We start from the raw sequence: 26,271 nt of genomic DNA on the forward strand, positions 1-26,271 counted from the left end.
TTCTCTTTTAAAATTCTATATTTTCTGAAAAAAGTAGTTTGTACAATGGATATAGAGAAATTCTTTTTTATACAAATACATTTACATAAGCTGTTAAGGATAGGGGGATATCGTATGCAAACAATCATCGAACTTGATGGCAATACGTTAACAAGGCAACAAATTGAGAAAATCGTGAGGGGGCAGGCTTCGGTCGTATTATCTGCTGACAGTACGGAACGCGTTCGAGCAAGTAGAGAAAGAATTGAAAAACGCTTAGCAGAGGGGCAAGTAATTTACGGTGTCAATACTGGGTTTGGCAAGTTAAGTAATATACGAATTGAAGAATCAGATATTGAGTTACTGCAATTAAATTTACTTCGTTCAGATGCTACAGGTGTTGGCGAACCATTTCCAACGGATGTCGTGCGTGCGATGATGATTTTACGCGCAAATGCATTAGCACGTGGGTTTTCGGGTATTCGACAAGAAACATTGCAATTATTGCTAGACTGCATCAATAAAGGGGTACATCCAATCGTGCCATCCCAAGGATCAGTTGGAGCAAGTGGAGATTTAGCACCATTATCGCATTTAGCATTAGTGCTTGTAGGTGAAGGGAAAGCTGAATTTAAGGGCGAGCTTGTGTCAGGTGACATCGCATTACAGAAAGCAGGCTTAACACCTGTGCGATTACAGGCAAAGGAAGGATTGGCGCTAGTAAATGGTACGCAAGCAATGACTGGTATTGGCGTTTTGACATTAAACGAGGCGGAGCGTATTGGGCTTGCCGCGGATATGGCTGCGAGTCTGTCATTAGAGGCGTTAAAAGGGATTACGTCTGCATTTGATCCGGCACTATTAGCTGTAAGACCACATCCAGAATTAGAGTTGGTAGGAGGGCGTATTCGCAAATGGCTTGATGGTAGTAAACGCGTGACCAAGCAGGGGGAAATAAGGATGCAGGATGCGTATTCTCTGCGATGCATTCCCCAAGTACACGGGGCATCTTGGCAATCATTTATCTATGCGGAGCAGCGTGTGCAAATAGAGATGAACGCTACGACAGACAATCCTATCGTTTTAGAAAATGGAGAAGTTCTATCAGGAGGTCATTTTCACGGTCAGCCGATAGCATTAGCTATGGACTTTTTAAAGGTTGGGGTCAGTGAATGGGCTAATATTTCCGAAAGACGTACAGAGCGCATGGTCAATCCGCAACTTAATGATGGTTTGCCACCATTTTTAGCAACAAATCCTGGTATTGAATGTGGACTGATGATTGCACAATATACAGCTGCTTCGATTGTGTCAGAAAACAAAGTGCTGGCACATCCTTCAAGTGTGGATTCGATACCTACATCAGGCAATCAAGAAGATCATGTCAGTATGGGGACAACATCCGCTCGTCAAGTGCGACAAATTGTCCACAATGCAGCTCGGGTTATTGCAATAGAAATGATTTGTGCGTCGCAAGCTATCCATCTAGATAAGGCGGAAGAGCAGTTAGCGCCAACAACAAGAAAGTATTTAGAAAAAGTGCGTGAATTCTGTCCGCCTTTATTGGCAGATCAACCTATTGGTGACGAAATTGAAGCATTAGCGAAGTACTTATTAGCAAGTGATGTTCTATTAGATGAGAGCATTTAAGCTTCTTGCATAACATCCTTTATGTTCCCGCCAAGTTCTTTTACTTAAATGAATTTGGTGGGCACTATTGGGTGACTGATTTGCTATAAATAAGCAAGGAGGACGGCGATGGATTATAAGCAACAGGCGTTGAGGCACGACTCGTCATTTAGAGTTTCCTCAATTATAAAAATGGTTATCTGTAGCTTAGTCGGAATATTCAGCTTTTTCATTTCGTTTGAATGGCATGGAAAAAACACAATTCTAATCGATCATATTGTGAATTATATTCGTACAGAAGCACCCTCGCTTGTCACTGTTTATGTGGTTATGATGCTTGTTGGAGGAGCAATCTATCCATTTATTTCTTATAGGTGGAAAAAGTCGTCAATCGATATGTTGTTGTCAATTTTTAAAGTGGGTGGAATGGTAGCTGGGGTTTTGCTAATTTTTAATGTTGCTCCTGCATGGCTTGCCAATGAAAATATAAGCCCTTACTTAATGGAGAAACTAATTAAGCCAGTAGGGGTACTTATTCCAATAGGCTCTTTATTTTTAGCTATTCTTGTTAGCTTTGGGTTACTTGAATTTATTGGTGTTTTAACACAGCGTTTTATGCAACCTATTTTTAAGACGCCTGGCCGTTCGGCAGTAGATGCAGTAGCCTCATTTGTTGGCAGTTATTCAGTCGGGTTACTTTTAACGAACCGTGTCTATATGGAAGGTCGTTATACAGCGAAGGAGGCCGCAATTATTGCAACAGGCTTTTCAACTGTATCTGCCACATTTATGGTTGTCATTGCAAGCACGCTCGATATTATGCCACATTGGAATACATTTTTTTGGGTATCGCTCGTTGTGACATTTCTAGTTACGGCAATAACAGCACGTATGTATCCACTGCGTTCAATGAAGGATGAATACTTTGCAGGCTCGACACCGATGCCAGAAAAAATAGTAATGCAAAATCGTTTTAAAGAAGCGTGGCGTCAAGCGATGGTGGCGGTTGAGCAAAATCCGCCGTTAGCAAAAATTTTATGGATGAATTTAAAGGATGGCCTTGTGATGGCAATGGCTGTTATGCCTTCTATTTTATCAATTGGTCTTCTAGGGCTTGTACTCGCAACATATACGCCTGTTTTTGATTGGCTTGCGTATATTTTTGTTCCTTTTACATATGTATTACAAGTTCCAGAACCATTTTTAACAGCGAAAGCATTGTCTTTATCGTTGGCGGAAGTGTTTTTACCAGCACTTGTTGTCACACAAGCAACATTGATAACGAAATTTATTGTGTCTGTCGTATCTATTTCTTCAATATTATTCTTTTCTGCTGTGATTCCACTGATCTTATCATCAGAAATTCCATTGACATTGCGTGAAATCTTGCTGATTTGGTTTGAGCGTGTCGTCTTATCTTTAATTATTGTAACACCAATAGCATTTTTACTATTTTAAAGGAGCGTGTTTTTAATGGTATATAAAACTAATATTCGTGCACCAAGAGGGAATGAAATAACATGTAAAGGTTGGACACAGGAAGCGGCGATGCGCATGCTGATGAATAATCTAGATCCTGAAGTTGCAGAAAATCCTGATGAGCTTATTGTGTATGGAGGAATAGGAAAAGCGGCGCGAAATTGGCAAAGCTATGAACAAATCATTGCTTCTTTAAAAGAATTAGAGAATGATGAAACATTGCTTATTCAATCGGGTAAGCCAGTAGCTGTCTTCCGTACGCATGAACATGCACCACGCGTTTTAATCGCCAATTCAAACTTAGTGCCTGCATGGTCCAATTGGGAGCATTTCTATGAGCTAGAGGACCGTGATTTAATGATGTACGGTCAAATGACTGCTGGTAGTTGGATATATATTGGTGCTCAAGGTATTTTACAAGGCACATATTTATCGTTTGTAGAGGCTGGAAAGAAAGTGTTTGGTAGTGCGGACTTACGCGGGAAATTCATTCTTACTGGTGGTATGGGTGGTATGAGTGGTGCACAGCCTTTAGCTGGGAAAATGGCAGGGGCAGTCATTTTAGTAGTGGAAGTGGAACGTGCTCGTATTGAACGAAAAATAAAAGAAGGCTACTGTGATTATCTTGTTGAGACAGTAGATGAAGCGGTGGCATTAGTCAATCAACTCCGTGCTCAACGGGAGCCAGCGTCAATTGGGCTAGTTGGCAACTGTGCAGATGTTAACCGTGAATTGTTAAACCGAGGTATCATTCCAGATTTTGTGACAGACCAAACATCTGCGCATGACCCTATCAATGGCTATGTACCGAATGGTATGACGTTTGAAGAAGCGTTAGCGTTACGGAAAAATGATGTCAAAACGTATGAGCATAAGGCGAAAGAAACGATGGCAGAGCATGTTCGTACAATGCTTGAATTTCAACAGGCGGGTGCTGAAGTATTTGATTACGGTAATAATATTCGTGCTTACGCAAAAGAGATGGGTGTGACAAATGCTTTTGACTTCCCAGGCTTTGTACCAGCGTATATTCGTCCATTGTTTTGTGAAGGTAAGAGGCCGTTCCGTTGGGCAGCACTTTCTGGTAATCCGGAAGATATTTATAAAACAGATGCTTTAGCGAAAGAAATGTTTGCTGAAGATGAAGGTCTTGTCAATTGGATTGATATGGCGCAAAAAATGGTGAAATGGCAGGGACTACCTGCACGTATTTGCTGGTTAGGGTATGGTGATCGCCATCGCTTTGCATTGAAGGTAAATGAAATGGTGGCAAATGGCGAGTTGTCTGCACCAATTGTTTTCGGACGGGATCATTTAGACTCTGGCTCGGTGGCTTCTCCCAACCGTGAAACAGAAGGAATGTTGGATGGGTCAGATGCAGTATCCGATAGGCCGATTTTAAACGCACTTGTTAACACAGCGAGTGGAGCTAGCTGGGTAAGTGTTCACCATGGTGGCGGTGTAGGAATGGGCTATTCACAGCATGCAGGTCAAGTGTTAGTTGCTGATGGATCAACACTAGCGGCTGAGAAAATAGCGCGCGTGTTGATTTCAGACCCTGGAATGGGCATTGTTCGGCATGCAGATGCAGGTTATGACATTGCTATCAATACAGCAAAGAATAAGGGTGTCCATATGCCAATGTTAAAGGATGATGTGAAATGACCCTTTTAATTAAAAATGCAAATGAAGTCATTACTTTGAAAAGCGCTTTACAAGAGCCTCGAATAAAAGAACAAATGCGAGAGATTGCCGTTGTAGAAAAGGGAAGTGTGCTCGTAGCGGGAAGTCAGGTTGTCGCTGTCGGGGCTTACGAGCAGTTAGTTATAGATTTCCCTCATTTAGTGGAGGAAGCAGAGGTTATAGATGCATCTGGAAAGATTGTCATGCCAGGTCTTGTGGATTGCCATACACATTTAGTGCATGGCGGTACACGTGAGCAGGAATTTAATATGCGACTTAACGGTTCCACTTATATGGACATTATGAATGCAGGTGGAGGCATTCATGCTACAACAAAGCGCACACGAGAAACAAGTTTTGAAGCGTTATATGAAAAAACGATGCACCATTTAGATGTTTTTTTAAAGCATGGTGTGACTACTGTGGAAGCGAAGTCAGGTTACGGTCTGGATTGGGAAACGGAAAAGAAACAACTGGAAGTAGCTAAAAAGCTACAGGACACACATGTGGTAGATGTCATCAGTACCTTTATGGGCGCACATGCGGTTCCACGCGATTTTAAAGGACGAGAAGATGAATTTGTCGACGTTATTATTAATGATATGCTGCCAAAAGTTTCGGCATTAGAGCTTGCAGAATTCAATGATGTGTTTTGTGAAAAAGGCGTATTTACACCAGCGCAATCTAGACGCATTTTAGAGGCGGGTAAAGCGCTTGGACTAACACCGAAAATTCATGCTGATGAAATAGAGCCGTATAACGGTGCGGAATTAGCCGCTGATGTGGGAGCTATCTCGGCAGAGCATTTGTTAGTTGCTTCGGATGAAGGTATTCAAAATATGGCTGAAGCAGGAACGATTGCCGTCTTGCTACCTGGCACTGCCTTCTTCTTACGCGCACCGTTTGCTAGAGGCAGGTTAATGATTGATGAAGGAGTGCCAGTAGCCATCTCAACAGACTTTAACCCGGGCTCTTCGCCGACAATGAGTTTGCCATTTATAATGAATTTAGCTTGTATGCATATGGGGTTGACATTAGAGGAAGTAATCACTGCTACGACCATTAATGCCGCGCATGCATTGAACAGAGGCCACCAGATTGGTACGCTAGAAGCGGGTAAACAAGCGGATGTTATTATATTGGATGTTGCCAATTACAAACAGCTACAATACTTTTACGGCATGAATCATACCGATACGGTAATTAAAAAAGGGCAAGTTGTAGTGCGTCATGGTATTCTTTTGTAATAAATAAAGAGTTTTGGTGAACGATTAATCTCAGTTGTGCATAGATTTACCAATTAAATATTACAGAAAAAGCATAAATAGGGAGAATTCCGTTATTTATGCTTTTTTTCGTATAGAATGTAGTTGTTACTATAGTTAGAAAGGAATGCTTTGCGTGCAGCTAACATTAACATTTCTTATTTTAGGAATGACGATTATTGTATTTATGACGAATCGAGTGCGTGCAGATTTTGTTGCTATTGTCTCTCTTCTCGCATTTGTTATCGCTAATATTTTAACGCCAGCAGAGGCTTTGGCAGGCTTTTCAAATTCGGTTGTGCTAATGATTGCTGGCCTTTTTGTAGTTGGTGCTGGTATTTTGCGTACGGGTCTTGCAGCAATGGCTGGACAACTATTATTGAAATGGTCAGGTAATAGCGAGCTCAAGTTATTTATCCTATTGCTCATTATTGTAGGCTCTGTAGGTGCTTTTATGAGTAATACGGGTACAGTTGCTTTGATGATGCCGATTGTTGTCAGCATCGCGATTAGTATGAAGGAAAGTCCTTCAAAGTTTTTATTACCACTATCTTATGTCGCTAGTTTATCGGGCTTAATGACATTAATTGCTTCCCCGCCCAATTTAATTGTCAGCCAGCTTTTAGTCGATCAAGGCTATCCGAAGCTTGGGTTTTTTGAGGTGACGCCTATTAGCCTAGTTGGGATGATTGTCGGTATTTTATATTTGGTGCTTGTGCGTAATATTCTGTTACCAAATGATAAAAAAAGAACGCAAACATCTACTGGCTATAAGCTCTCGCCAAAGAAAATTATGAAGCAATATGATTTAAACAATCGATTATTTAAGGTGTTTGTACCTGAGGATTCTACAATTATAGGAACATCACTGGCAGAATTAAAGCTTCCCGCAAAATATGGACTTTGTATGATGAAAATTCACCGTAAATCACAAGATGGAATCAATTTACTCCCGATGACCTATCAAGAAATGGCAGGCCCAACGAGTGTAATCCATGCTTTAGATGAGCTCTATGTACAAGGTGAGGAAGGGGCGATTGGTAATTTAACTGCAGATTACGGTTTAGTGATGCAAGAATTGACTGAGAATGAAGCGGATGAGTTGGTAACAAAGCATCTTGGTATTGCGGAAGTGCTATTAACGCCAAATTCAAGTTTTATTAATGAGACGGTCAGTTCACTAGGATTCCGAGAAAAGTATAATCTCAATATTATTGGCATTAACCATAGAGGTAGCTATAAGCTTCAAGATATGGTGACGCATAAGTTGAAATTTGGAGATGCCATCTTAGTACAAGGCGCATGGGATGAAATATTAGTGCTTGCTCGAGAGACACAGGACGTTGTTGTTGTCGGTCAACCGAAAGAGCATGCGAGTGTTGCAGCGGCAACTGGTAAAGCAGGAATAGCTGGTGCGATTATGCTTTTAATGATTGGGCTCATGGCTTTTGAAGTATTCCCTGCTGTTATTTCCGTTATGGTTGGGGCAGTATTGATGATTATAACTGGCTGTTTGCGGAATATGGAAGATGCGTATAACAATATGAATTTTGAAAGTATTGTACTCGTTGCGGCAATGCTTCCGATGGCTACAGCATTAGAGAAAACAGGGGGCATGGTTATTTTATCCAACGGCATCATTGATGTTCTTGGTAAATACGGTCCTTACGGGGTATTGATAGGTATTTATGTACTGACAGTTATTTTTGGTCAATTTATTAGTAATACCGCAACCGCTGTTTTGTTTGCACCCATTGCTATGAACGCAGCGATTGCAATGGATGCAAATCCTACAACCTTTATGATTGGTGTAGCGGTAGCAGCAAGTATGGCGTTTGCCACGCCAATTGCCTCACCTACTAATGCGTTAGTTATGACTGCTGGTGGCTATAAATTTATGGATTTTGTAAAGATTGGCGTACCTTTACAAGTTATTATGTTTATTGTGATGATGCTTGCAGTGCCATTTTTCTTTCCATTTTAGAATTTGTATTTTTGTTTAGTTTCTTGCTGTTTTCCACTGTAGTGTTAGTTAAGCTACAGTGGAAAGCGAAAAGCAATGGCATTAGATTTAAAGCAAATAGAAATTTGTATAATGAAAACGAGAAAGAGGGATGAGGTTTGTTTTATATAAGAACTTATTTATTTTAGGAATAATCCTTTATGTAAAGCTAGGCATTCGAGTAAAGAAAGATGCGCGTTTTAAAAAGAAAGTAGAATTAATAGGACAATAAAAAAATTGGGCATATATATAGGAAGGTTTTCGATTTTCTAATTTATAAAGTATAATTATATAAAGGTATTTAATATAATTTGATATTTTTATAGAAAAAACACTTGCAAAGGTTATAGAATCATGATAAATTATTACTTGTCGCTAAGACGACGTAACATTAATAACACAAACTTCTTAAAAACATTACAAAAAAGTGTTGACAAGAATGTTTGTAAATAGTACGATATAAAAGTTGTCGCTTCTGAAAGAAGATAAAAAGTTTTAAAAAAACTTGTTGACAATAAAAAAAGAAAATGTTATTATATAAAAGTCGCTAAAAACAAACGGTGACAAAATGAACCTTGAAAACTGAACAAGCAAAACGTAATCAATATAGTTTTTACTAGCTAACTTCGTTAGTGAACAAAACAAAATTTTGGACATCAAAATTGATGCCAGCAAAACAATTTGAGCTAATCAAATTTCTTTTATGGAGAGTTTGATCCTGGCTCAGGACGAACGCTGGCGGCGTGCCTAATACATGCAAGTCGAGCGAACAGAGAAGGAGCTTGCTCCTTTGACGTTAGCGGCGGACGGGTGAGTAACACGTGGGCAACCTACCCTATAGTTTGGGATAACTCCGGGAAACCGGGGCTAATACCGAATAATCTTTTGTCCCTCATGGGACAATACTGAAAGACGGCATCTCGCTGTCGCTATAGGATGACCGCGGCGCATTAGCTAGTTGGTGAGGTAACGGCTCACCAAGGCAACGATGCGTAGCCGACCTGAGAGGGTGATCACCACACTGGGACTGAGACACTACCAGACTCCTACGGGAGGCAGCAGTAGGGAATCTTCCACAATGGGCGAAAGCCTGATGGAGCAACGCCGCGTGAGTGAAGAAGGATTTCGGTTCGTAAAACTCTGTTGTAAGGGAAGAACAAGTACAGTAGTAACTGGCTGTACCTTGACGGTACCTTATTAGAAAGCCACGGCTAACTACGTGCCAGCAGCCGCGGTAATACGTAGGTGGCAAGCGTTGTCCGGAATTATTGGGCGTAAAGCGCGCGCAGGTGGTTTCTTAAGTCTGATGTGAAAGCCCACGGCTCAACCGTGGAGGGTCATTGGAAACTGGGAGACTTGAGTGCAGAAGAGGATAGTGGAATTCCAAGTGTAGCGGTGAAATGCGTAGAGATTTGGAGGAACACCAGTGGCGAAGGCGACTATCTGGTCTGTAACTGACACTGAGGCGCGAAAGCGTGGGGAGCAAACAGGATTAGATACCCTGGTAGTCCACGCCGTAAACGATGAGTGCTAAGTGTTAGGGGGTTTCCGCCCCTTAGTGCTGCAGCTAACGCATTAAGCACTCCGCCTGGGGAGTACGGTCGCAAGACTGAAACTCAAAGGAATTGACGGGCACAAGCGGTGGAGCATGTGGTTTAATTCGAAGCAACGCGAAGAACCTTACCAGGTCTTGACATCCCGTTGACCACTGTAGAGATATGGTTTTCCCTTCGGGGACAACGGTGACAGGTGGTGCATGGTTGTCGTCAGCTCGTGTCGTGAGATGTTGGGTTAAGTCCCGCAACGAGCGCAACCCTTGATCTTAGTTGCCATCATTTAGTTGGGCACTCTAAGGTGACTGCCGGTGACAAACCGGAGGAAGGTGGGGATGACGTCAAATCATCATGCCCCTTATGACCTGGGCTACACACGTGCTACAATGGACGATACAAACGGTTGCCAACTCGCGAGAGGGAGCTAATCCGATAAAGTCGTTCTCAGTTCGGATTGTAGGCTGCAACTCGCCTACATGAAGCCGGAATCGCTAGTAATCGCGGATCAGCATGCCGCGGTGAATACGTTCCCGGCCTTGTACACACCGCCCGTCACACCACGAGAGTTTGTAACACCCGAAGTCGGTGAGGTAACCTTTTGGAGCCAGCCGCCGAAGGTGGGATAGATGATTGGGGTGAAGTCGTAACAAGGTAGCCGTATCGGAAGGTGCGGCTGGATCACCTCCTTTCTAAGGATATTTTCGGAATACAAACCTTGGGTTTGTAAGATTACGTTTTGCGTTCAGTTTTGAAGGTTCATTCTTCTGAATGAAACACTTCAAAATTTGTTCTTTGAAAACTGGATAAAACGACATTGAAATTGTAACAAACACATTTATTTTTTAATTAAGTTTTTTAGGCTTAATAACTAAATAGGGTTTCAAGACACAAGCAGTTCTAGGAAGCGAACGAGTGAATGAAGGAGCGTACTTACGTACGTGACTGATTGAACGAGAGAAGCTGACAACGAAATGCGCAGTGGATTGGAAGCCGATAGGTTAAGTTATTAAGGGCGCACGGCGAATGCCTTGGCACTAGGAGCCGAAGAAGGACGGCACTAACACCGATATGCTTCGGGGAGCTGTAAGTGAGCTTTGATCCGGAGATTTCCGAATGGGGGAACCCACTACGTTTAATCGCGTAGTATCTTGACGTGAATACATAGCGTCTTGAAGGCAGACCCAGGGAACTGAAACATCTAAGTACCTGGAGGAAGAGAAAGAAAAATCGATTCCCTGAGTAGCGGCGAGCGAAACGGGAAGAGCCCAAACCAAGAGGCTTGCCTCTTGGGGTTGTAGGACACTCTATACGGAGTTACAAAGGAATGAGTTAGATGAAGCGACTTGGAAAGGTCCGCCAGAGCAGGTAAAAGCCCTGTAGTCGAAAGTTCGTTCCCTCCAGAGTGGATCCTGAGTACGGCGGAACACGTGAAATTCCGTCGGAATCCGGGAGGACCATCTCCCAAGGCTAAATACTACCTAGTGACCGATAGTGAACCAGTACCGTGAGGGAAAGGTGAAAAGCACCCCGGAAGGGGAGTGAAAGAGATCCTGAAACCGTGTGCCTACAAGTAGTTAGAGCCCGTTAATGGGTGATAGCGTGCCTTTTGTAGAATGAACCGGCGAGTTACGATTACGTGCGAGGTTAAGCTTTAGAAGGCGGAGCCGCAGCGAAAGCGAGTCTGAATAGGGCGAATTAGTACGTGGTCGTAGACCCGAAACCAGGTGATCTACCCATGTCCAGGGTGAAGGTGAGGTAACACTTACTGGAGGCCGAACCCACGCACGTTGAAAAGTGCGGGGATGAGGTGTGGGTAGCGGAGAAATTCCAATCGAACTTGGAGATAGCTGGTTCTCTCCGAAATAGCTTTAGGGCTAGCCTCGTGATGAGAATACTGGAGGTAGAGCACTGTTTGGACTAGGGGTATCCCGGTTTACCGAATTCAGACAAACTCCGAATGCCAGATATTTATACACGGGAGTCAGACTGCGAGTGATAAGATCCGTAGTCAAAAGGGAAACAGCCCAGACCACCAGCTAAGGTCCCAAAGTAATCGTTAAGTGGAAAAGGATGTGGCGTTGCACAGACAACCAGGATGTTGGCTTAGAAGCAGCCATCATTTAAAGAGTGCGTAATAGCTCACTGGTCGAGTGACGCTGCGCCGAAAATGTATCGGGGCTAAACGATTCACCGAAGCTGTGGATTGACATCTACGATGTCAGTGGTAGGAGAGCGTTCTAAGTGCGTTGAAGTCAGACCGGAAGGACTGGTGGAGCGCTTAGAAGTGAGAATGCCGGTATGAGTAGCGAAAGACGGGTGAGAATCCCGTCCACCGTATGACTAAGGTTTCCTGAGGAAGGCTCGTCCGCTCAGGGTTAGTCGGGACCTAAGCCGAGGCCGATAGGCGTAGGCGATGGACAACAGGTTGATATTCCTGTACCACCTCCTCACCGTTTGAGAAATGGGGGGACGCAGTAGGATAGGGTAAGCGCGCCGTTGGTTGTGCGCGTCCAAGCAGTAAGGCGTGTGTGTAGGCAAATCCGCACACTGTAACGTTGAGCTGTGATGGCGAGTCCGTATGGACGAAGTTCCTGATTTCACACTGCCAAGAAAAGCCTCTATCGAGGTGAGAGGTGCCCGTACCGCAAACCGACACAGGTAGTCGAGGAGAGAATCCTAAGGTGTGCGAGAGAACTCTCGTTAAGGAACTCGGCAAAATGACCCCGTAACTTCGGGAGAAGGGGTGCTCTTGAGCGTGCAAGCGCATGAGAGCCGCAGTGAATAGGCAGGCGACTGTTTAGCAAAAACACAGGTCTCTGCAAAACCGTAAGGTGACGTATAGGGGCTGACGCCTGCCCGGTGCTGGAAGGTTAAGAGGAGTGGTTAGCGCAAGCGAAGCTGCGAATTGAAGCCCCAGTAAACGGCGGCCGTAACTATAACGGTCCTAAGGTAGCGAAATTCCTTGTCGGGTAAGTTCCGACCCGCACGAAAGGCGTAACGATCTGGGCACTGTCTCAACGAGAGACTCGGTGAAATTATAGTACCTGTGAAGATGCAGGTTACCCGCGACAGGACGGAAAGACCCCGTGGAGCTTTACTGTAGCCTGATATTGAATTTTGGTACAACTTGTACAGGATAGGTAGGAGCCAGAGATCTCGGAGCGCCAGCTTCGAAGGAGGCGTCGGTGGGATACTACCCTGGTTGTATTGAAATTCTAACCCATGCCCCTTAGCGGGGCAGGAGACAGTGTCAGGCGGACAGTTTGACTGGGGCGGTCGCCTCCTAAAAGGTAACGGAGGCGCCCAAAGGTTCCCTCAGAATGGTTGGAAATCATTCGTAGAGTGTAAAGGCACAAGGGAGCTTGACTGCGAGACCTACAAGTCGAGCAGGGTCGAAAGACGGGCTTAGTGATCCGGTGGTTCCGCATGGAAGTACCATCGCTCAACGGATAAAAGCTACCCCGGGGATAACAGGCTTATCTCCCCAAGAGTCCACATCGACGGGGAGGTTTGGCACCTCGATGTCGGCTCATCGCATCCTGGGGCTGTAGTCGGTCCCAAGGGTTGGGCTGTTCGCCCATTAAAGCGGTACGCGAGCTGGGTTCAGAACGTCGTGAGACAGTTCGGTCCCTATCCGTCGTGGGCGTAGGAAATTTGAGAGGAGCTGTCCTTAGTACGAGAGGACCGGGATGGACACACCGCTGGTGTACCAGTTGTCTTGCCAAAGGCATCGCTGGGTAGCTATGTGTGGACGGGATAAGTGCTGAAAGCATCTAAGCATGAAGCCCCCTCAAGATGAGATTTCCCATTACGCAAGTAAGTAAGATCCCTCAAAGACGATGAGGTAGATAGGTTCGAGGTGGAAGTGTGGTGACACATGGAGCTGACGAATACTAATCGATCGAGGACTTAACCAAAAAGTTTGAAACATTCAATGAACGTTTATCCAGTTTTGAGAGAACGAGTTCTTTCAACTGAATAAGTGAAGTGATGATGGCAAAGAGGTCACACCCGTTCCCATACCGAACACGGAAGTTAAGCTCTTTAGCGCCGATGGTAGTTGGGGGCTTCCCCCTGTGAGAGTAGGACGTCGCTTCGCTTATTTTTTATGTGGAGGATTAGCTCAGCTGGGAGAGCATCTGCCTTACAAGCAGAGGGTCGGCGGTTCGAGCCCGTCATCCTCCACCATTTATTTATTATGAAAGTACTATTATCGCGGGGTGGAGCAGTGGTAGCTCGTCGGGCTCATAACCCGAAGGTCACAGGTTCAAATCCTGTCTCCGCAACCAAATAAAATTAAGGTCCCGTGGTGTAGCGGTTAACATGCCTGCCTGTCACGCAGGAGATCGCCGGTTCGATCCCGGTCGGGACCGTCCTTATTTGTGCCGGTGTAGCTCAGTTGGTAGAGCAACTGACTTGTAATCAGTAGGTCGTGGGTTCGACTCCTATCGCCGGCACCATCCCTTGGAGGGGTAGCGAAGTGGCTAAACGCGGCGGACTGTAAATCCGCTCCTTAGGGTTCGGCGGTTCGAATCCGTCCCCCTCCACCAGCTCTTTATTCAATAGGGGCATAGTTCAACGGTAGAATAGAGGTCTCCAAAACCTTTGGTGTGGGTTCGATTCCTACTGCCCCTGCCAAATTTTTTAGGTTAGACTACTGTTATATTACATATGGCGGTTGTGGCGAAGTGGTTAACGCATCGGATTGTGGTTCCGACATTCGTGGGTTCGATTCCCATCAGTCGCCCCATAATAAAATATTGGGGTATAGCCAAGCGGTAAGGCAACGGATTTTGATTCCGTCATGCCTAGGTTCGAATCCTAGTACCCCAGCCATTTATTTCTTAATATGAGCCATTAGCTCAGTTGGTAGAGCATCTGACTTTTAATCAGAGGGTCGAAGGTTCGAGTCCTTCATGGCTCATCATATTTGCGGGTGTGGCGGAATTGGCAGACGCACTAGACTTAGGATCTAGCGCCGCAAGGCGTGGGGGTTCGACTCCCTTCACCCGCATCATCTATATTTTAAATTTATAATTGCCAGGATAAATAATCTTATGCACATGCGGAAGTAGTTCAGTGGTAGAACACCACCTTGCCAAGGTGGGGGTCGCGAGTTCGAACCTCGTCTTCCGCTCCAAATGTGCCGGGGTGGCGGAACTGGCAGACGCACAGGACTTAAAATCCTGCGGTAGGTGACTACCGTGCCGGTTCGATTCCGGCCCTCGGCACCATTTTTAATATTTAGCGCCCGTAGCTCAATTGGATAGAGCGTCTGACTACGGATCAGAAGGTTGTGGGTTCGACTCCTGCCGGGCGCGCCAATAAATGAACGGAATGTAGCTCAGCTTGGTAGAGCACTTGGTTTGGGACCAAGGGGTCGTAGGTTCGAATCCTGTCATTCCGACCATCTTTTTAACAAATAGGGCCTTAGCTCAGCTGGGAGAGCGCCTGCCTTGCACGCAGGAGGTCAGCGGTTCGATCCCGCTAGGCTCCACCATAATTGTTTTATTCCGGAGGTATACCCAAGTCTGGCTGAAGGGATCGGTCTTGAAAACCGACAGGCGGGTAACACCGCGCGGGGTTCGAATCCCTCTACCTCCTCCATTTTCCGGGTCAGTAGCTCAGTTGGTAGAGCATTAGATTGAAGCTCTAAGTGTCGGCGGTTCGATTCCGTCCTGACCCATCATTTTTGCGGGTGTAGTTTAATGGTAAAACCTCAGCCTTCCAAGCTGATGTCGTGAGTTCGATTCTCATCACCCGCTCCAAGAGGTCTATAGCTCAGCTGGTTAGAGCGCACGCCTGATAAGCGTGAGGTCGATGGTTCGAGTCCATTTATACCATTTTAAAATTATTCCGAAGTAGCTCAGTTGGTAGTAGCACCTGACTGTTAATCAGGTTGTCGCAGGTTCGAGTCCTGCCTTCGGAGCCACTACCTTGGTCAAGCGGTTAAGACACCGCCCTTTCACGGCGGTAACACGGGTTCGAATCCCGTAGGTCATCAAGCATGTAGCAAATTTTGCTACATGCTTTTTTTTGTTTTTTAAGCATTTAATTATTGTCATTAAGGCATTAAGTATTGTGTAAATCATCTAACTTTTAATTTGCCGTTTTAAATTTGAACAAAGTATTTCATATATAAAAGATGTATGTTTTCTTACGGATTTTTTCGTGGTGAATTGTATGCTGTTCATCTAATATGGGGATAGATGGAGGAAAACGATATGAATTTACAAGAGGTACAACGTTTTTTAGCACTTTATCAATTGGAACAAAATGAGTCAGAACAATGGCTTACAAATAGATTACAGCAAGTTGTCACAGAGGGAGCATATATTCCTACAACGGAAGAGCTTACTTTTGGCGCAAGAGTAGCATGGCGTAATAGTAATAAATGTATTGGGAGATTATTTTGGCAATCACTTCATGTTGAGGATGCTCGTGAGGTTTTAGATGAGCATGCTATTTTTGAGAAATTACTTCACCATATTCGATATGCAACAAATGGCGGTAAGATTCGTCCGACTATAACGGTATTTGCCTCTGATAGAGTAAAAATATGGAATCACCAGCTTATACGTTATGCAGGTTATGAAACAGAAGCAGGGATTATTGGTGATTCCCATTCGGTGCCATTTACAAAAGTGTGCGAGTCACTTGGCTGGCAGGGAGCAAGAACAGCATTTGATGTGCTACCACTCGTGATTCAAGTAGATAGCCGAAAACCGCAATGGTTTCCAATCCCAAGTGGTGATGTATTAGAGGTTGTGATTCGTCACCCTGAACATCCTAAGGTAGAAGAACTAGGAATGAAGTGGTATGCGGTGCCAATTATATCGAGCATGCGCTTTCAAATGGCGGGTATTGACTTTCAGGCAGCCCCCTTTAATGGCTGGTATATGGGGACAGAAATTGGAGCACGGAATTTAGCTGATCATGATCGTTATGATATGTTACCGAAGATAGCAGAAATTTTTAATCTTGATACAACAAAGCAAGCATCTCTTTGGCGTGATCGTGCGCTAGTAGAATTAAATATTGCTGTTCTTCATTCCTTTAAAGAAGATGGCGTAAGTATTGTTGATCATCATACCGCAGCACAGCAATTTAAGCTATTTGAAGAAGCAGAGCACAAGGCAGGGCGCGATTTAACAGGCAACTGGACTTGGTTGATTCCACCATTGTCGCCTGCAACGACACATATTTTCCATAAGCCGTATGTAAATGTCTATCATACACCTAATTATTTTTACCAAAAACCCCCATACTAATGATGAAGAGGCAGCTCATTGTAGAAAATGAACTGCCTCGTATTAATTGATATATTCATTTTTAGAAGCTCTAAATGAACAGAAGAAGAGTAGAGCTGTAACGGCAACAAATAGCCACCCAGCGATATCCCAGCCGCCAAATAAATCATGTAAATAGCCAAATAAAATTGGACCAACTGCGGCTAATAAATAACCTAATGATTGTGCAAAGCCAGATAAATCTGCCGCCTCAAAAGCTGTACGTGTACGTAATGTAAAGAACATCATGGCAAGTGCAAATGAAGCCCCACCTGCTAAACCAAGCAATATCATCCATAACACAGCAAGACTAGTCCATTCCATCACAACGCCTGTAAAACCGATGACATAAAATGCTGTAAACATTAAAACGAGTGGTCGCTGAGATGTCATTTTGCTAGCAATGATAGGCACAACTAATGCCATAGGCACTTGTGAAATTTGCATGATGGAAAACATCCAACCCGCACGATCAGCGGCTACGCCTTGTGCAATATAAATTTCAGGAATCCAAGCTGCGGTAGTATAAAATAATAACGATTGTAGCCCCATTGCCCCAGTAACTGCCCAAGTAACTGGTGATTTCCACAATGGTATACGCGCTTTTGTAGAGACTACAGTTGGCTCAGGTTTATTAAACTTTAATTGGGGTAACCAAATCACAATTGTTAATATGACTAGCGCTAGGGCAATAGCAAGTGCACCTTGCCAGCCCAGTACTGCATTCGCTATAGGATAGCTAATACCAGCACCGATTCCCGCCGTTAAATTCATAGACATTGTATAAAACGCCATTAGTAAACCAACATGATATGGAAATTTTAATTTTAGTAGACCTGGAATAAGGACGTTACCGAATGAAATGGCGACACCAATAATCATTGTACCAAATACGAGTAATCCCGTTGTCCCAAGTGAACGCAGGACAATTCCTACTGCTAATAAAATTGTTGATAAAAATAGTGTTAATTCAAGTCCGAGTTTTCTTGCAACTACTGGTGCAAAAGGGGATACTATTGCGAATGCAAGTAATGGTATCGTTGTAAGGAAGCCTGCAAGTACATTGGATATACCGAGATCTTCACGTATAAAGGATATAATTGGACCTACAACTGTTAAGGGCATACGTAATGTAGATGCTAGAAAAATTACACCGATGACCAACAGTAGGGTTGTTCCCTTCCAGTTAATCTTTTTGCTAGGATAAGTAGATTGTTCGTTCGTTGTCAAAACTTGTACCTCCCTGATAGAACAATTATAATTCGAACCACTATAACACTTTATCACACTATTAAAAATAGTAGAAAATTCATAAAATACGGAACATTAATGGTTTTATTGAAATGTCTAAGGTCGTATGTTAAACTAAGAGACATCATAAATTTAATAATTATATGCCTCATGTTTGTATTGAGGTAGAGGTCGCGGTATTTATGAGTACGCTAATGGAAATGACAAGCATTAAAGATGTTAGCTGAAAGGAAATATCGCCGAAGTGTGAGGGGACTTGAAAACCTCATGCTGGGGCTGTCTCCGAAAGGAACAGAACTGTCACGTTGGACAACGTGTTGCGCTATCATTTTGAAGAAACAGAGGATTTACTTAGCCATCACAACGTTCATGTGATGGCATTTTTTTGCCTCTTATAAAAGGAAGGAAGCTTTAACGTGAGTGAGATAAAAGTTAATCAGCTTACCATAAAGCACCGAAGCTGAAAAAGAATTAAAAAGCCGTCATATTACGATGATTTCATTAGGCGGTACAATTGGGACTGGGCTATTTTTAGCAAGCGGTGGCGCTATTGCACAGGCTGGACCAGGTGGTGCACTACTTGCTTACGCATTAATCGGTATAATGGTGTACTTTTTAATGACTAGCCTGGGCGAAATGGCAGCCTATATGCCGTCATCGGGTTCATTTAGTACGTATGCAACAAAATTCGTAGATCCTGCACTTGGCTTTGCCCTTGGTTGGAACTACTGGTATAACTGGGCGATCACAATTGCAGCAGAAATTGCAGCTGTTTCGCTTATTATGAAGTATTGGTTTCCTGACAGTTCCTCTGCACTATGGACAGTAGTATTTATTGTGATTGTACTAACATTCAATTTACTATCTGTTAGAAGCTATGGTGAAAGTGAATATTGGTTTGCCATGATAAAAGTGGCGACTGTTGTTGTTTTTATTATCGTCAGCCTATTGATGATTTTTGGTATTTTAGGAGGGCAAGCACCGGTTGGTTTCACGAATTTCTTTATAAGTGATGGTCCATTCCATGGTGGCTTCCTTGCAACATTCGGTATATTTTTAGCAGCTGGTTTCTCGTTCCAAGGAACAGAATTATTAGGTATCACTGCTGGAGAAACGGATGACCCTGGAAAGAATATTCCAAAGGCTGTAAAATCTGTCTTCTGGCGTATTATTTTATTTTATATTTTAGCTATTGCGGCGATTGGGATGTTGATTCCATTTACGGATTCGCGTTTATTATCTGAAGATATTGCGGTATCTCCATTTACATTAGTATTCGATCGCTTAGGCATTGCTTTTGCTGCCTCATTAATGAATGCAATTATTTTAACTGCAATGTTGTCTGCAGGTAACTCTGGTTTATATGCATCATCCCGCATGTTATGGCAATTAGCGGTAGATGGACATGCACCTAAAATTTTCACAAAATTAAGCCGTCGTGGCATTCCAATTTATGCATTACTGCTTACATTGGCAGTAGGCTGTCTAGCATTTTTAGCATCATTTTTTGGTGATGGCGTTGTCTATATGTGGCTTCTAAACGCTTCTGGGATGTCAGGCTTCATTGCATGGCTTGGTATTGCCTTTAGCCATTATCGCTTCCGTCGAGCGTTTGAAGCACAAGGGCTGGATCCGAAATTACTACCATACAAGGCAAAGCTATATCCATTTGGTCCGCTCTTTGCTTTCACCGTATGTATGATTGTTGTCATTGGCCAAAACTATACAGCATTCACGGGTGATTCAATTGACTGGTATGGCGTGCTTGTTTCATATATTGGTATCCCACTCTTTGTTATACTGTGGCTAGGCTATAAAATAAAACATAAAACAAAAATGATTCCACTACAAAAATGCGATTTAAAAGTGGAAAAATAATAATGAGAACTGTCCTAAATGTTAGGGCAGTTTTTATTTTTGTTGTACACATCTATTTGACAATGAACCTCGCAGTAACAGCTAATTGTCATAGCAAAAAGTGTTAAAGTGACGCAGTCACTTTAACACTTTTTCTATTATTTCATCTTTATTATATTAAGCAAATAGCGTTTCCCATAATAGGTAGATATTTAACGCTACGACGATGACAACGACACACCAGCCAAGAGTTGTTGTGATACGGTGATTGACGAGGCTACCCATAATGTCCTTTTTACTTGTGAACATCACAAGCGGGATAAGCGCAAAGGCAATACCGAATGACAGGATTACTTGGCTTAATACAAGCGCATAGGTTGCATTGACGCCAGATGCAATAATGACCAATGGTGGAATCATTGTAATGGCTCTGCGCAAATAGAGAGGAATTCTACGTTGGATAAAGCCTTGCATGACAACATCTCCTGCTAGTGTACCAACAGAAGAACTTGCAAGCCCTGCAATAAGAAGACCAACGAAAGAAACGGCTGCCATAGGTAAAGTGCATCTCGTAATCCATTATAGGCAATGTCTAAATCCTCAACTACTAATCCTTGCGTATGAAACACCGCTGCTGCAATAATCAGCATGCTCATATTAATCGCCCCAGCAATAATCATTGCAATTACAATATCAATAAACTCGAAACGGAAAATACGTCGTTTTTCATTGTCATTACGACCAATAACGCGATTTTGTGTTAAGGAAGAATGTAAATAGATTGCATGCGGCATAACAGTAGCTCCTAAAATACCTGTTGCAAGTAATAGGGAATCGACTCCATCGAAATGTGGTGTCAGCATTCCGAGTGTCACTTCACCCCAATTTGGTTGGGCTAAAAATGTCTGGAACGCAAATGCGAGCACTACAATTAGCACCATACCAGAAATACCAGCTTCGAAAGCTCTAAAACCTCTGCGTTGTAGCTCTAAAATGGCGAATGAGCCGACTGCCGTAATTAGTGCCGCTGGTAGCATTGGGATGTTAAATAATAAATATAGACCGAGGGCAGCACCGATAAACTCTGCAAGATCAGTTGCGATAATTACAAGTTCAGCCTGTATCCATAAAAATATTGAAGTTTTTTTAGAAAAGTTCTCTCTTGCTATTTCCGGCAAATTTTTTCCTGTTGCAATGCCAAGTTTTGCTGATAAAGATTGAATTAGTACAGCCATTAAGTTGGAAAAGGCAATAACCCAAAGAAGTAAATAACCGTACTGTGAGCCAGCCGTAATATTTGTGGCAAAGTTGCCGGGATCTATATAGGCAACCGCTGCAATAAATGCCGGACCTAGAAAGGGTAAAATCCGTTGCCAGCCTTTTATGTCGCCATCTAAAACAGCTTCGGCTGCCGACTTATTAATCGGTATATAGGCCATGTTGTTCCCTCGTTTCAAAAAGTATCGTAAGTGAAATAAAGTTTCCTATAGGAAAATAATGATACTACTATTCTATAGCTAGAACTGAAAAATGTGAAGAAGTTTGCTCAATTTTTTTAGCATTGCCAAAAAACAAAGGGAAATCACTGCTGAAGTGAGTTAAATCGCGGATAAAACCATGGAAATCAGCAAAAATAATCCGAAACGTATACCAGTAATGGGCTTCTACATATAAGGAAAAAATTTACGAAAACCGTATAATCTGTTCTTTACTTTTTATTAATACAGGCGTAATATGACATCATTATAAAAGTTTCAAATTTCTAAATCGCTGAAGCAACTAAACGCGGGGGACCCAATTTTGATGGATTGTCTCTACAATTCTTGGGGTGAATCTCTTTACAAGAGTAGGGCTACTCATACTCGAATCCGACAGCTAACCTCGTAAGCGTTAAGAGCAGAAAAGTTGGAGCTTGTCAGACGTTACAACGTCTACAAGTCGTATTTAGTGATGACTTGTAGACGTTTTTTGTTGTCATTTGGCACCCAAAGCCCCAGTAGCTAGAAAGAGCGATTATGCAAAGGTGTAATTGATTTAGAAAGGCGAAACACACTCTAAAAATCTAGAAGGTGTTAAAAATGAAATCCTCATTCAAACGTTATGTTATCGGTAAACCATTGAGATCCGATGCATTAGGGGAACAAAAGCTTAGTAAAACAAAGGCATTGGCTATATTATCATCTGATGCATTGTCATCAGTAGCATACGGACCAGAGCAAATTTTACTTGTGCTCATGACAGTAAGTACGGTTGCCTTTTGGTATTCGTTACCGATTGCAGCAGGTGTAGTGGTGCTACTTGTGGCACTCACGTTATCCTATCGACAAGTTATTTTCGCCTATCCACATGGTGGTGGAGCATATGTAGTGTCCCGCGAAAACTTAGGCGTTAATGCAGGTCTTGTAGCGGGTGGGTCATTACTCGTTGATTATATTTTAACGGTTGCAGTAAGTGTTTCTGCGGGGACAGATGCTATTACATCAGCATTCCCAAGTTTACATGCTTATAATGTACCGATTGCAGTGTTTTTTGTTATTTGCCTAACACTATTAAATTTACGTGGCGTTACAGAATCAGCATCCGTTTTAGCGTATCCCGTATATTTGTTCGTTGTTGTGATGTTAATGCTTATTGGAATAGGTATCTATAACGTCGCAACGGGGCAAGTTCCTGCTGAGTTGCATCCAAAAATCGGGACGCCAGTTGCGGGCATTAGTTTGTTTTTATTATTAAAGGCTTTTGCTTCAGGAAGCTCGGCATTGACGGGCGTAGAAGCGATATCCAATGCTATCCCGAATTTTAAAAGCCCTGCACCAAATAATGCAGCGAAAACGCTATTAGCAATGGGGAGTATATTAGCCGTGCTGTTTATTGGTATTGTGTCCTTAGCCTATTTCTACGGAGTTGTACCAAACGCTCAGGCAACGGTTGTCTCACAAATTGCCGAAGCGAGTGTTGGACGCAATGTTTTTTATTATATCGTGCAAGGTACGACAGCTATGATTTTAGTGCTTGCTGCCAATACGGGTTATTCAGCCTTCCCTTTACTCGCAGTCAATTTATCAAGAGACGGCTTTATACCAAGAATTTTTCAAATTCGTGGAGATCGCCTTGGCTATTCTAACGGGATTATGATGCTCGGATTAGCAGCGATTGTCCTTATTGTGTTGTTCGATGGTGCTACAGAGCATTTAATTCCTCTTTATGCAGTAGGTGTCTTTATACCATTTACATTAGCGCAGACTGGAATGATGCGAAAATGGTGGCGTGAAAAGCCAAATGGTTGGGTGATGAAATTCGTTATAAATACAATAGGTGCAGCCATTTCCTTTGTAGTGGCGATGATGTTCTTTGTTACAAAATTACCTCAAGTATGGCCAGTATTTATCTTTTTACCAATGATTATTTGGATGTTCCATCGCATTAAGCAACATTACAATGCAGTCGGAGAGCAACTACGACTAAATGGAGAAGCATTGCCGATAGTAGATGGAAATGTTTTTATTGTACCGGTAGCGGGGATTACGAAAGTGGTAGAAAATTCACTGCATTATGTGCAATCATTGAATGTAGAAAAAATTATAGCCTTTTATGTAGCATTTGATCAGGCTGATGCCAAAGCTTTTGAAGAGAAGTGGAAGGCATGGCAACCCGATATACGTCTCGTTACGTACTATTCGCCATATCGAAGCATTACGCAACCTTTAAAAAAATTTATTGATAAGGTAGAGCACCAATATGCGAAAACGGGCTATCAAGTAACTGTGGTCATTCCACAGTTTTTACCGAAGAAAGGTTGGCATCATATGCTACACAATCAATCGAGTCTATTAATTCGTACATCGCTGTTATTTCACAAAAATGTCGTCATTATGACAGTACCTTTCCATTTATCTAAATAATGACTAGCAAGGTCGAAAATAGTCTGATATAATCAGAGCATTGATTGCAAAACACGAACGTTTACCATGAAATAATGTGTAAATACCATTAAATTCCGAAAATTTAAACTTTTTTCAGTGGTAGATATAAGCATCTGCCGAAAGAAGATATGCATCTGCTTATTATGCATATTCATATTGAAATTATAAAAATGGATATTTATAATAAGAAAGTTCAACCAGCTTAATACTGTTTCACTCATATAATAGCGAGAATATGGCTCGTAAGTTTCTACCGATTTACCGTAAATGAATCGACTATGGGTAGCATTGCTTTAGAAAAACTCATACTAGCGATGATGTTTTCTATTAGTTTCGACGTTTTTGCGCTGAATGCCTTGCTCCACTCGTAGATGAATGGAATCAAAGTATTCAGCGTTTTTATTATTTTATGAAAGAAGGAAAAGCAGCAATGAAGTTATTACATGACAAAATTATGCAGGAAGGTAAAGTTTTATCTTCGTCTGTATTAAAAGTTGATTCTTTTTTAAATCATCAAATCGATCCACAGCTTATGAAAGAAATTGGGCACGAGTTTGCAAATCGCTTCTCTGATGAAATCATTACAAAAGTGTTAACAATTGAATCTTCAGGAATTGCACCTTCTGTAATGTTAGGTCTTGAAATCGGTGCACCGGTAGTATTTGCCCGTAAACGTAAATCTTTAACATTATCAGACAATCTCTATTCGTCAAAAGTACATTCTTTCACAAAAAACGAAACGAATGATATTTCAGTATCTTGTAATTTTTTAAGTGAAGATGACAATGTTTTAATTGTTGACGATTTCTTAGCAAATGGTGAAGCGGTAAAAGGCTTACTAGATATTGCAGCGCAAGCAGGGGCTCATGTTGTCGGTGTCGGCATCGTGATTGAAAAAGGCTTCCAAGACGGTGGTAAATTATTACGTGAGCAAGGTGTTCGCGTTGAATCATTAGCAATTGTGGATTCTTTAGAAGACGGCAAAGTAACATTTGCAACGGAGGATCGCGCGTAATGAATGCCTTTAAGTCAACGACGCTAGCTATTCAACATTTACTTGCGATGTATGCAGGTGCGATTTTAGTTCCGCTTATTATTGGTGGCGCTTTAGGTTTTGATTCAAAGCAAATGACTTATTTAGTAGCGATTGACATTATGATGTGTGGGATCGCAACATTACTTCAAGTGTATTCAGGTAAATTTATCGGTATTGGTTTACCAGTAGTTCTAGGATGTACCTTTACAGCAGTAAGTCCAATTATTGCAATTGGGACAAACCCTGAACAAGGTATTACAGACATTTATGGCTCCATTATTGCATCAGGTTTAATCGTTATGGTCATTGCAGGCTTCTTCGGTAAGCTTGTAAAATTCTTCCCACCAGTTGTAACAGGTTCTGTTGTGTCCATTATTGGTATCTCTTTATTACCAGTTGCATTGAACAATATGGCGGGTGGACAAGGTGCAGAAGACTTTGCATCGAGTTCTAATGTTGCTTTAGCATTTATTACATTAGTAATTATTTTAGTCGTTTACCGTTTTACTACAGGCTTTGTGCGTGCGATTTCAATTTTAATTGGCTTAGTTGTTGGTACAGTGCTCGGCGTATTTATGGGCAAAGTGGATTTCAGTCCGGTGTCAGATGCGGGTGTATTCCATATGGTTCAACCGTTCTATTTTGGAATGCCGACGTTTGATGCGACTGCGATTTTAACGATGACGCTTGTCGCGATGGTTTCTTTAGTAGAATCTTCCGGTGTCTATTTTGCACTGAGCGATATTTGCAGTAAAAAACTAGATTCAAAAGATTTAGCACGTGGTTATCGTTCAGAAGGTCTTGCTTCTGTTATTGGTGGTATTTTCAATGCCTTCCCATATACTACATTCTCACAAAACGTAGGACTTACGCGTATGTCTGGCGTAAAAGATCGCAAAGTCATCTACATCACAGGTGGTTTACTAGTAGCACTTGGCTTCTTACCAAAAATCGCAGCACTCACAACAATTATTCCAACACCAGTACTTGGTGCGGCAATGTTGGCGATGTTCGGTATGGTTATTACACAAGGTATGGGGATGCTTGTACCTGTGATGAATGAATCAGCGGAAAACGCCATGATTGCAGCGATTGCAGTTGGCCTTGGTGTAGGTGTATCGGTTGTTCCAGATATTTTCAAGGAACTGCCATCATACGTATCGGTTCTTACGTCAAATGGTATTGTCTGTGGTTCGGTTACAGCGATTATCTTAAACATTTTATTTAACATGATTGGGCCAAAGCATAAAAATGACCCAATGCATGGGGAAATTTAAATCAAACAATGCCACTTCCTGATAAAAGGAGGTGGCATTGTTTGATGA

General features: G+C 42.5%; 11 protein-coding genes, 20 tRNA genes, 3 rRNA genes, 1 pseudogene and 3 riboswitches. Of the genes and pseudogenes, 33 read left to right on the forward strand and 2 right to left on the reverse strand.

All coding sequences use genetic code 11. The features are described from left to right. Positions 1–114: 114 nt before the first annotated feature. From hutH to LO754_RS01100, 29 genes are all read left to right on the forward strand, one after another. Positions 115–1,629, forward strand: coding sequence for a histidine ammonia-lyase (gene hutH / locus LO754_RS00960; protein ID WP_231785405.1), 1,515 nt, complete (start codon positions 115–117; stop codon positions 1,627–1,629). A 108-nt stretch (positions 1,630–1,737) separates the two neighbouring features. Further along, complete coding sequence (locus LO754_RS00965) at positions 1,738–3,066, forward strand: YjiH family protein (protein WP_231785406.1); 1,329 nt, start codon at positions 1,738–1,740, stop codon at positions 3,064–3,066. Positions 3,067–3,081: 15 nt separating this feature from the next. Then, on the forward strand, positions 3,082–4,752 hold the full coding sequence (hutU, locus tag LO754_RS00970) for a urocanate hydratase (protein ID WP_231785407.1): 1,671 nt from the start codon (positions 3,082–3,084) through the stop codon (positions 4,750–4,752). Further along, positions 4,749–6,017 (forward strand): imidazolonepropionase, encoded by a 1,269-nt coding sequence (gene hutI / locus LO754_RS00975; RefSeq protein ID WP_231785408.1) that lies wholly within the window; start codon positions 4,749–4,751, stop codon positions 6,015–6,017. The genes hutU and hutI overlap by 4 nt, the downstream gene beginning before the upstream one ends. Before the next feature lie 145 nt (positions 6,018–6,162). Further along, positions 6,163–8,019, forward strand: a complete 1,857-nt coding sequence (locus LO754_RS00980) for an SLC13 family permease (protein ID WP_231785409.1) — start codon at positions 6,163–6,165, stop codon at positions 8,017–8,019. A gap of 718 nt (positions 8,020–8,737) precedes the next feature. Continuing rightward, positions 8,738–10,279 (forward strand): 16S ribosomal RNA (locus LO754_RS00985). A gap of 307 nt (positions 10,280–10,586) precedes the next feature. Beyond that, positions 10,587–13,507 (forward strand): 23S ribosomal RNA (locus LO754_RS00990). 66 nt (positions 13,508–13,573) lie between these two features. After that, positions 13,574–13,689 (forward strand): 5S ribosomal RNA (gene rrf / locus LO754_RS00995). The 16S, 23S and 5S rRNA genes sit together here with 20 tRNA genes alongside, the layout of an rRNA operon. Before the next feature lie 13 nt (positions 13,690–13,702). After that, positions 13,703–13,778 (forward strand) — tRNA-Val (locus LO754_RS01000). Positions 13,779–13,804: 26 nt separating this feature from the next. Continuing rightward, positions 13,805–13,879: transfer RNA gene (locus LO754_RS01005), tRNA-Met, on the forward strand. Positions 13,880–13,890: 11 nt separating this feature from the next. Beyond that, positions 13,891–13,963 (forward strand) — tRNA-Asp (locus tag LO754_RS01010). Between the two features lie 11 nt (positions 13,964–13,974). Continuing rightward, positions 13,975–14,050: transfer RNA gene (locus LO754_RS01015), tRNA-Thr, on the forward strand. 6 nt (positions 14,051–14,056) lie between these two features. Continuing rightward, positions 14,057–14,140, forward strand: a tRNA-Tyr gene (locus LO754_RS01020). 14 nt (positions 14,141–14,154) lie between these two features. Continuing rightward, positions 14,155–14,228 (forward strand) — tRNA-Trp (locus LO754_RS01025). Positions 14,229–14,264: 36 nt separating this feature from the next. Continuing rightward, positions 14,265–14,340, forward strand: a tRNA-His gene (locus LO754_RS01030). An 11-nt stretch (positions 14,341–14,351) separates the two neighbouring features. Further along, positions 14,352–14,426, forward strand: a tRNA-Gln gene (locus LO754_RS01035). Between the two features lie 15 nt (positions 14,427–14,441). Then, positions 14,442–14,514: transfer RNA gene (locus LO754_RS01040), tRNA-Lys, on the forward strand. A gap of 8 nt (positions 14,515–14,522) precedes the next feature. Next, a tRNA-Leu gene (locus LO754_RS01045) sits at positions 14,523–14,604 on the forward strand. A gap of 51 nt (positions 14,605–14,655) precedes the next feature. Continuing rightward, positions 14,656–14,730, forward strand: a tRNA-Gly gene (locus tag LO754_RS01050). A 5-nt stretch (positions 14,731–14,735) separates the two neighbouring features. Next, positions 14,736–14,824: transfer RNA gene (locus LO754_RS01055), tRNA-Leu, on the forward strand. A 13-nt stretch (positions 14,825–14,837) separates the two neighbouring features. After that, positions 14,838–14,914 (forward strand) — tRNA-Arg (locus tag LO754_RS01060). A gap of 9 nt (positions 14,915–14,923) precedes the next feature. Beyond that, positions 14,924–15,000, forward strand: a tRNA-Pro gene (locus tag LO754_RS01065). Positions 15,001–15,105: 105 nt separating this feature from the next. After that, positions 15,106–15,197, forward strand: a tRNA-Ser gene (locus tag LO754_RS01070). Positions 15,198–15,203: 6 nt separating this feature from the next. Further along, positions 15,204–15,276 (forward strand) — tRNA-Phe (locus LO754_RS01075). Positions 15,277–15,284: 8 nt separating this feature from the next. Then, positions 15,285–15,358 (forward strand) — tRNA-Gly (locus LO754_RS01080). 2 nt (positions 15,359–15,360) lie between these two features. After that, a tRNA-Ile gene (locus LO754_RS01085) sits at positions 15,361–15,434 on the forward strand. An 11-nt stretch (positions 15,435–15,445) separates the two neighbouring features. Further along, positions 15,446–15,522, forward strand: a tRNA-Asn gene (locus LO754_RS01090). Between the two features lie 4 nt (positions 15,523–15,526). Beyond that, positions 15,527–15,591, forward strand: a tRNA-Glu gene (locus LO754_RS01095). A gap of 223 nt (positions 15,592–15,814) precedes the next feature. Then, positions 15,815–16,861: a nitric oxide synthase oxygenase gene (locus LO754_RS01100; RefSeq protein ID WP_305068879.1), complete on the forward strand. Its 1,047-nt coding sequence runs from the start codon at positions 15,815–15,817 to the stop codon at positions 16,859–16,861. Between the two features lie 42 nt (positions 16,862–16,903). Here the strand turns inward: LO754_RS01100 and LO754_RS01105 are convergent, their stop codons facing one another. Then, entirely contained in the window at positions 16,904–18,109 is a 1,206-nt protein-coding gene (locus LO754_RS01105) for a CynX/NimT family MFS transporter (RefSeq protein WP_231785411.1), read from the reverse strand. 178 nt (positions 18,110–18,287) lie between these two features. After that, positions 18,288–18,463, forward strand: a riboswitch (Lysine riboswitch). Positions 18,464–18,622: 159 nt separating this feature from the next. Between LO754_RS01105 and LO754_RS01110 the strand changes: the two genes are divergently transcribed. Beyond that, positions 18,623–20,008 carry an amino acid permease gene (locus tag LO754_RS01110; RefSeq protein WP_231785412.1) on the forward strand — a complete coding sequence of 462 codons (1,386 nt, stop codon included), beginning with the start codon at positions 18,623–18,625 and terminating at the stop codon, positions 20,006–20,008. A gap of 200 nt (positions 20,009–20,208) precedes the next feature. On the opposite strand, the pseudogene LO754_RS01115 reads toward LO754_RS01110, so the two are convergent. After that, positions 20,209–21,426 (reverse strand): annotated as a pseudogene (locus LO754_RS01115) (Nramp family divalent metal transporter); the annotation flags it as partial. Positions 21,427–21,745: 319 nt separating this feature from the next. Beyond that, positions 21,746–21,891, forward strand: a riboswitch (cyclic di-AMP (ydaO/yuaA leader). 174 nt (positions 21,892–22,065) lie between these two features. Here LO754_RS01115 and LO754_RS01120 point away from each other — a divergent pair. The 3 genes from LO754_RS01120 (at position 22,066) to LO754_RS01130 (ending at position 26,223) form a co-directional block, all read left to right on the forward strand. Further along, complete coding sequence (locus LO754_RS01120) at positions 22,066–23,889, forward strand: APC family permease (RefSeq protein ID WP_231785413.1); 1,824 nt, start codon at positions 22,066–22,068, stop codon at positions 23,887–23,889. Positions 23,890–24,107: 218 nt separating this feature from the next. Beyond that, positions 24,108–24,209: riboswitch (purine riboswitch) on the forward strand. A gap of 131 nt (positions 24,210–24,340) precedes the next feature. Then, positions 24,341–24,925, forward strand: a complete 585-nt coding sequence (locus LO754_RS01125) for a xanthine phosphoribosyltransferase (RefSeq protein ID WP_024360834.1) — start codon at positions 24,341–24,343, stop codon at positions 24,923–24,925. After that, positions 24,925–26,223, forward strand: coding sequence for a nucleobase:cation symporter-2 family protein (locus LO754_RS01130; RefSeq protein ID WP_231785414.1), 1,299 nt, complete (start codon positions 24,925–24,927; stop codon positions 26,221–26,223). Before LO754_RS01125 ends, LO754_RS01130 begins: the two co-directional genes overlap by 1 nt. The last annotated feature ends 48 nt before the right edge of the window (positions 26,224–26,271 follow it).

Origin of the sequence: Lysinibacillus sp. GJ-1, from assembly GCF_021166035.1 — a bacterium.
Lineage (GTDB): Bacteria > Bacillota > Bacilli > Bacillales_A > Planococcaceae > Lysinibacillus > Lysinibacillus sphaericus.

Excerpts from the sequence above, each read along its gene's own strand:
- hutH (WP_231785405.1), top strand. The coding sequence starts at position 115 with ATGCAAACAATCATCGAACTTGATGGCAATACGTTAACAAGGCAACAA.
- LO754_RS00965 (WP_231785406.1), top strand. The coding sequence starts at position 1,738 with ATGGATTATAAGCAACAGGCGTTGAGGCACGACTCGTCATTTAGAGTT.
- hutU (WP_231785407.1), top strand. The coding sequence starts at position 3,082 with ATGGTATATAAAACTAATATTCGTGCACCAAGAGGGAATGAAATAACA.
- hutI (WP_231785408.1), top strand. The coding sequence starts at position 4,749 with ATGACCCTTTTAATTAAAAATGCAAATGAAGTCATTACTTTGAAAAGC.
- LO754_RS00980 (WP_231785409.1), top strand. The coding sequence starts at position 6,163 with ATGCTTTGCGTGCAGCTAACATTAACATTTCTTATTTTAGGAATGACG.
- LO754_RS01100 (WP_305068879.1), top strand. The coding sequence starts at position 15,815 with ATGAATTTACAAGAGGTACAACGTTTTTTAGCACTTTATCAATTGGAA.
- LO754_RS01110 (WP_231785412.1), top strand. The coding sequence starts at position 18,623 with ATGATTTCATTAGGCGGTACAATTGGGACTGGGCTATTTTTAGCAAGC.
- LO754_RS01120 (WP_231785413.1), top strand. The coding sequence starts at position 22,066 with ATGAAATCCTCATTCAAACGTTATGTTATCGGTAAACCATTGAGATCC.
- LO754_RS01125 (WP_024360834.1), top strand. The coding sequence starts at position 24,341 with ATGAAGTTATTACATGACAAAATTATGCAGGAAGGTAAAGTTTTATCT.
- LO754_RS01130 (WP_231785414.1), top strand. The coding sequence starts at position 24,925 with ATGAATGCCTTTAAGTCAACGACGCTAGCTATTCAACATTTACTTGCG.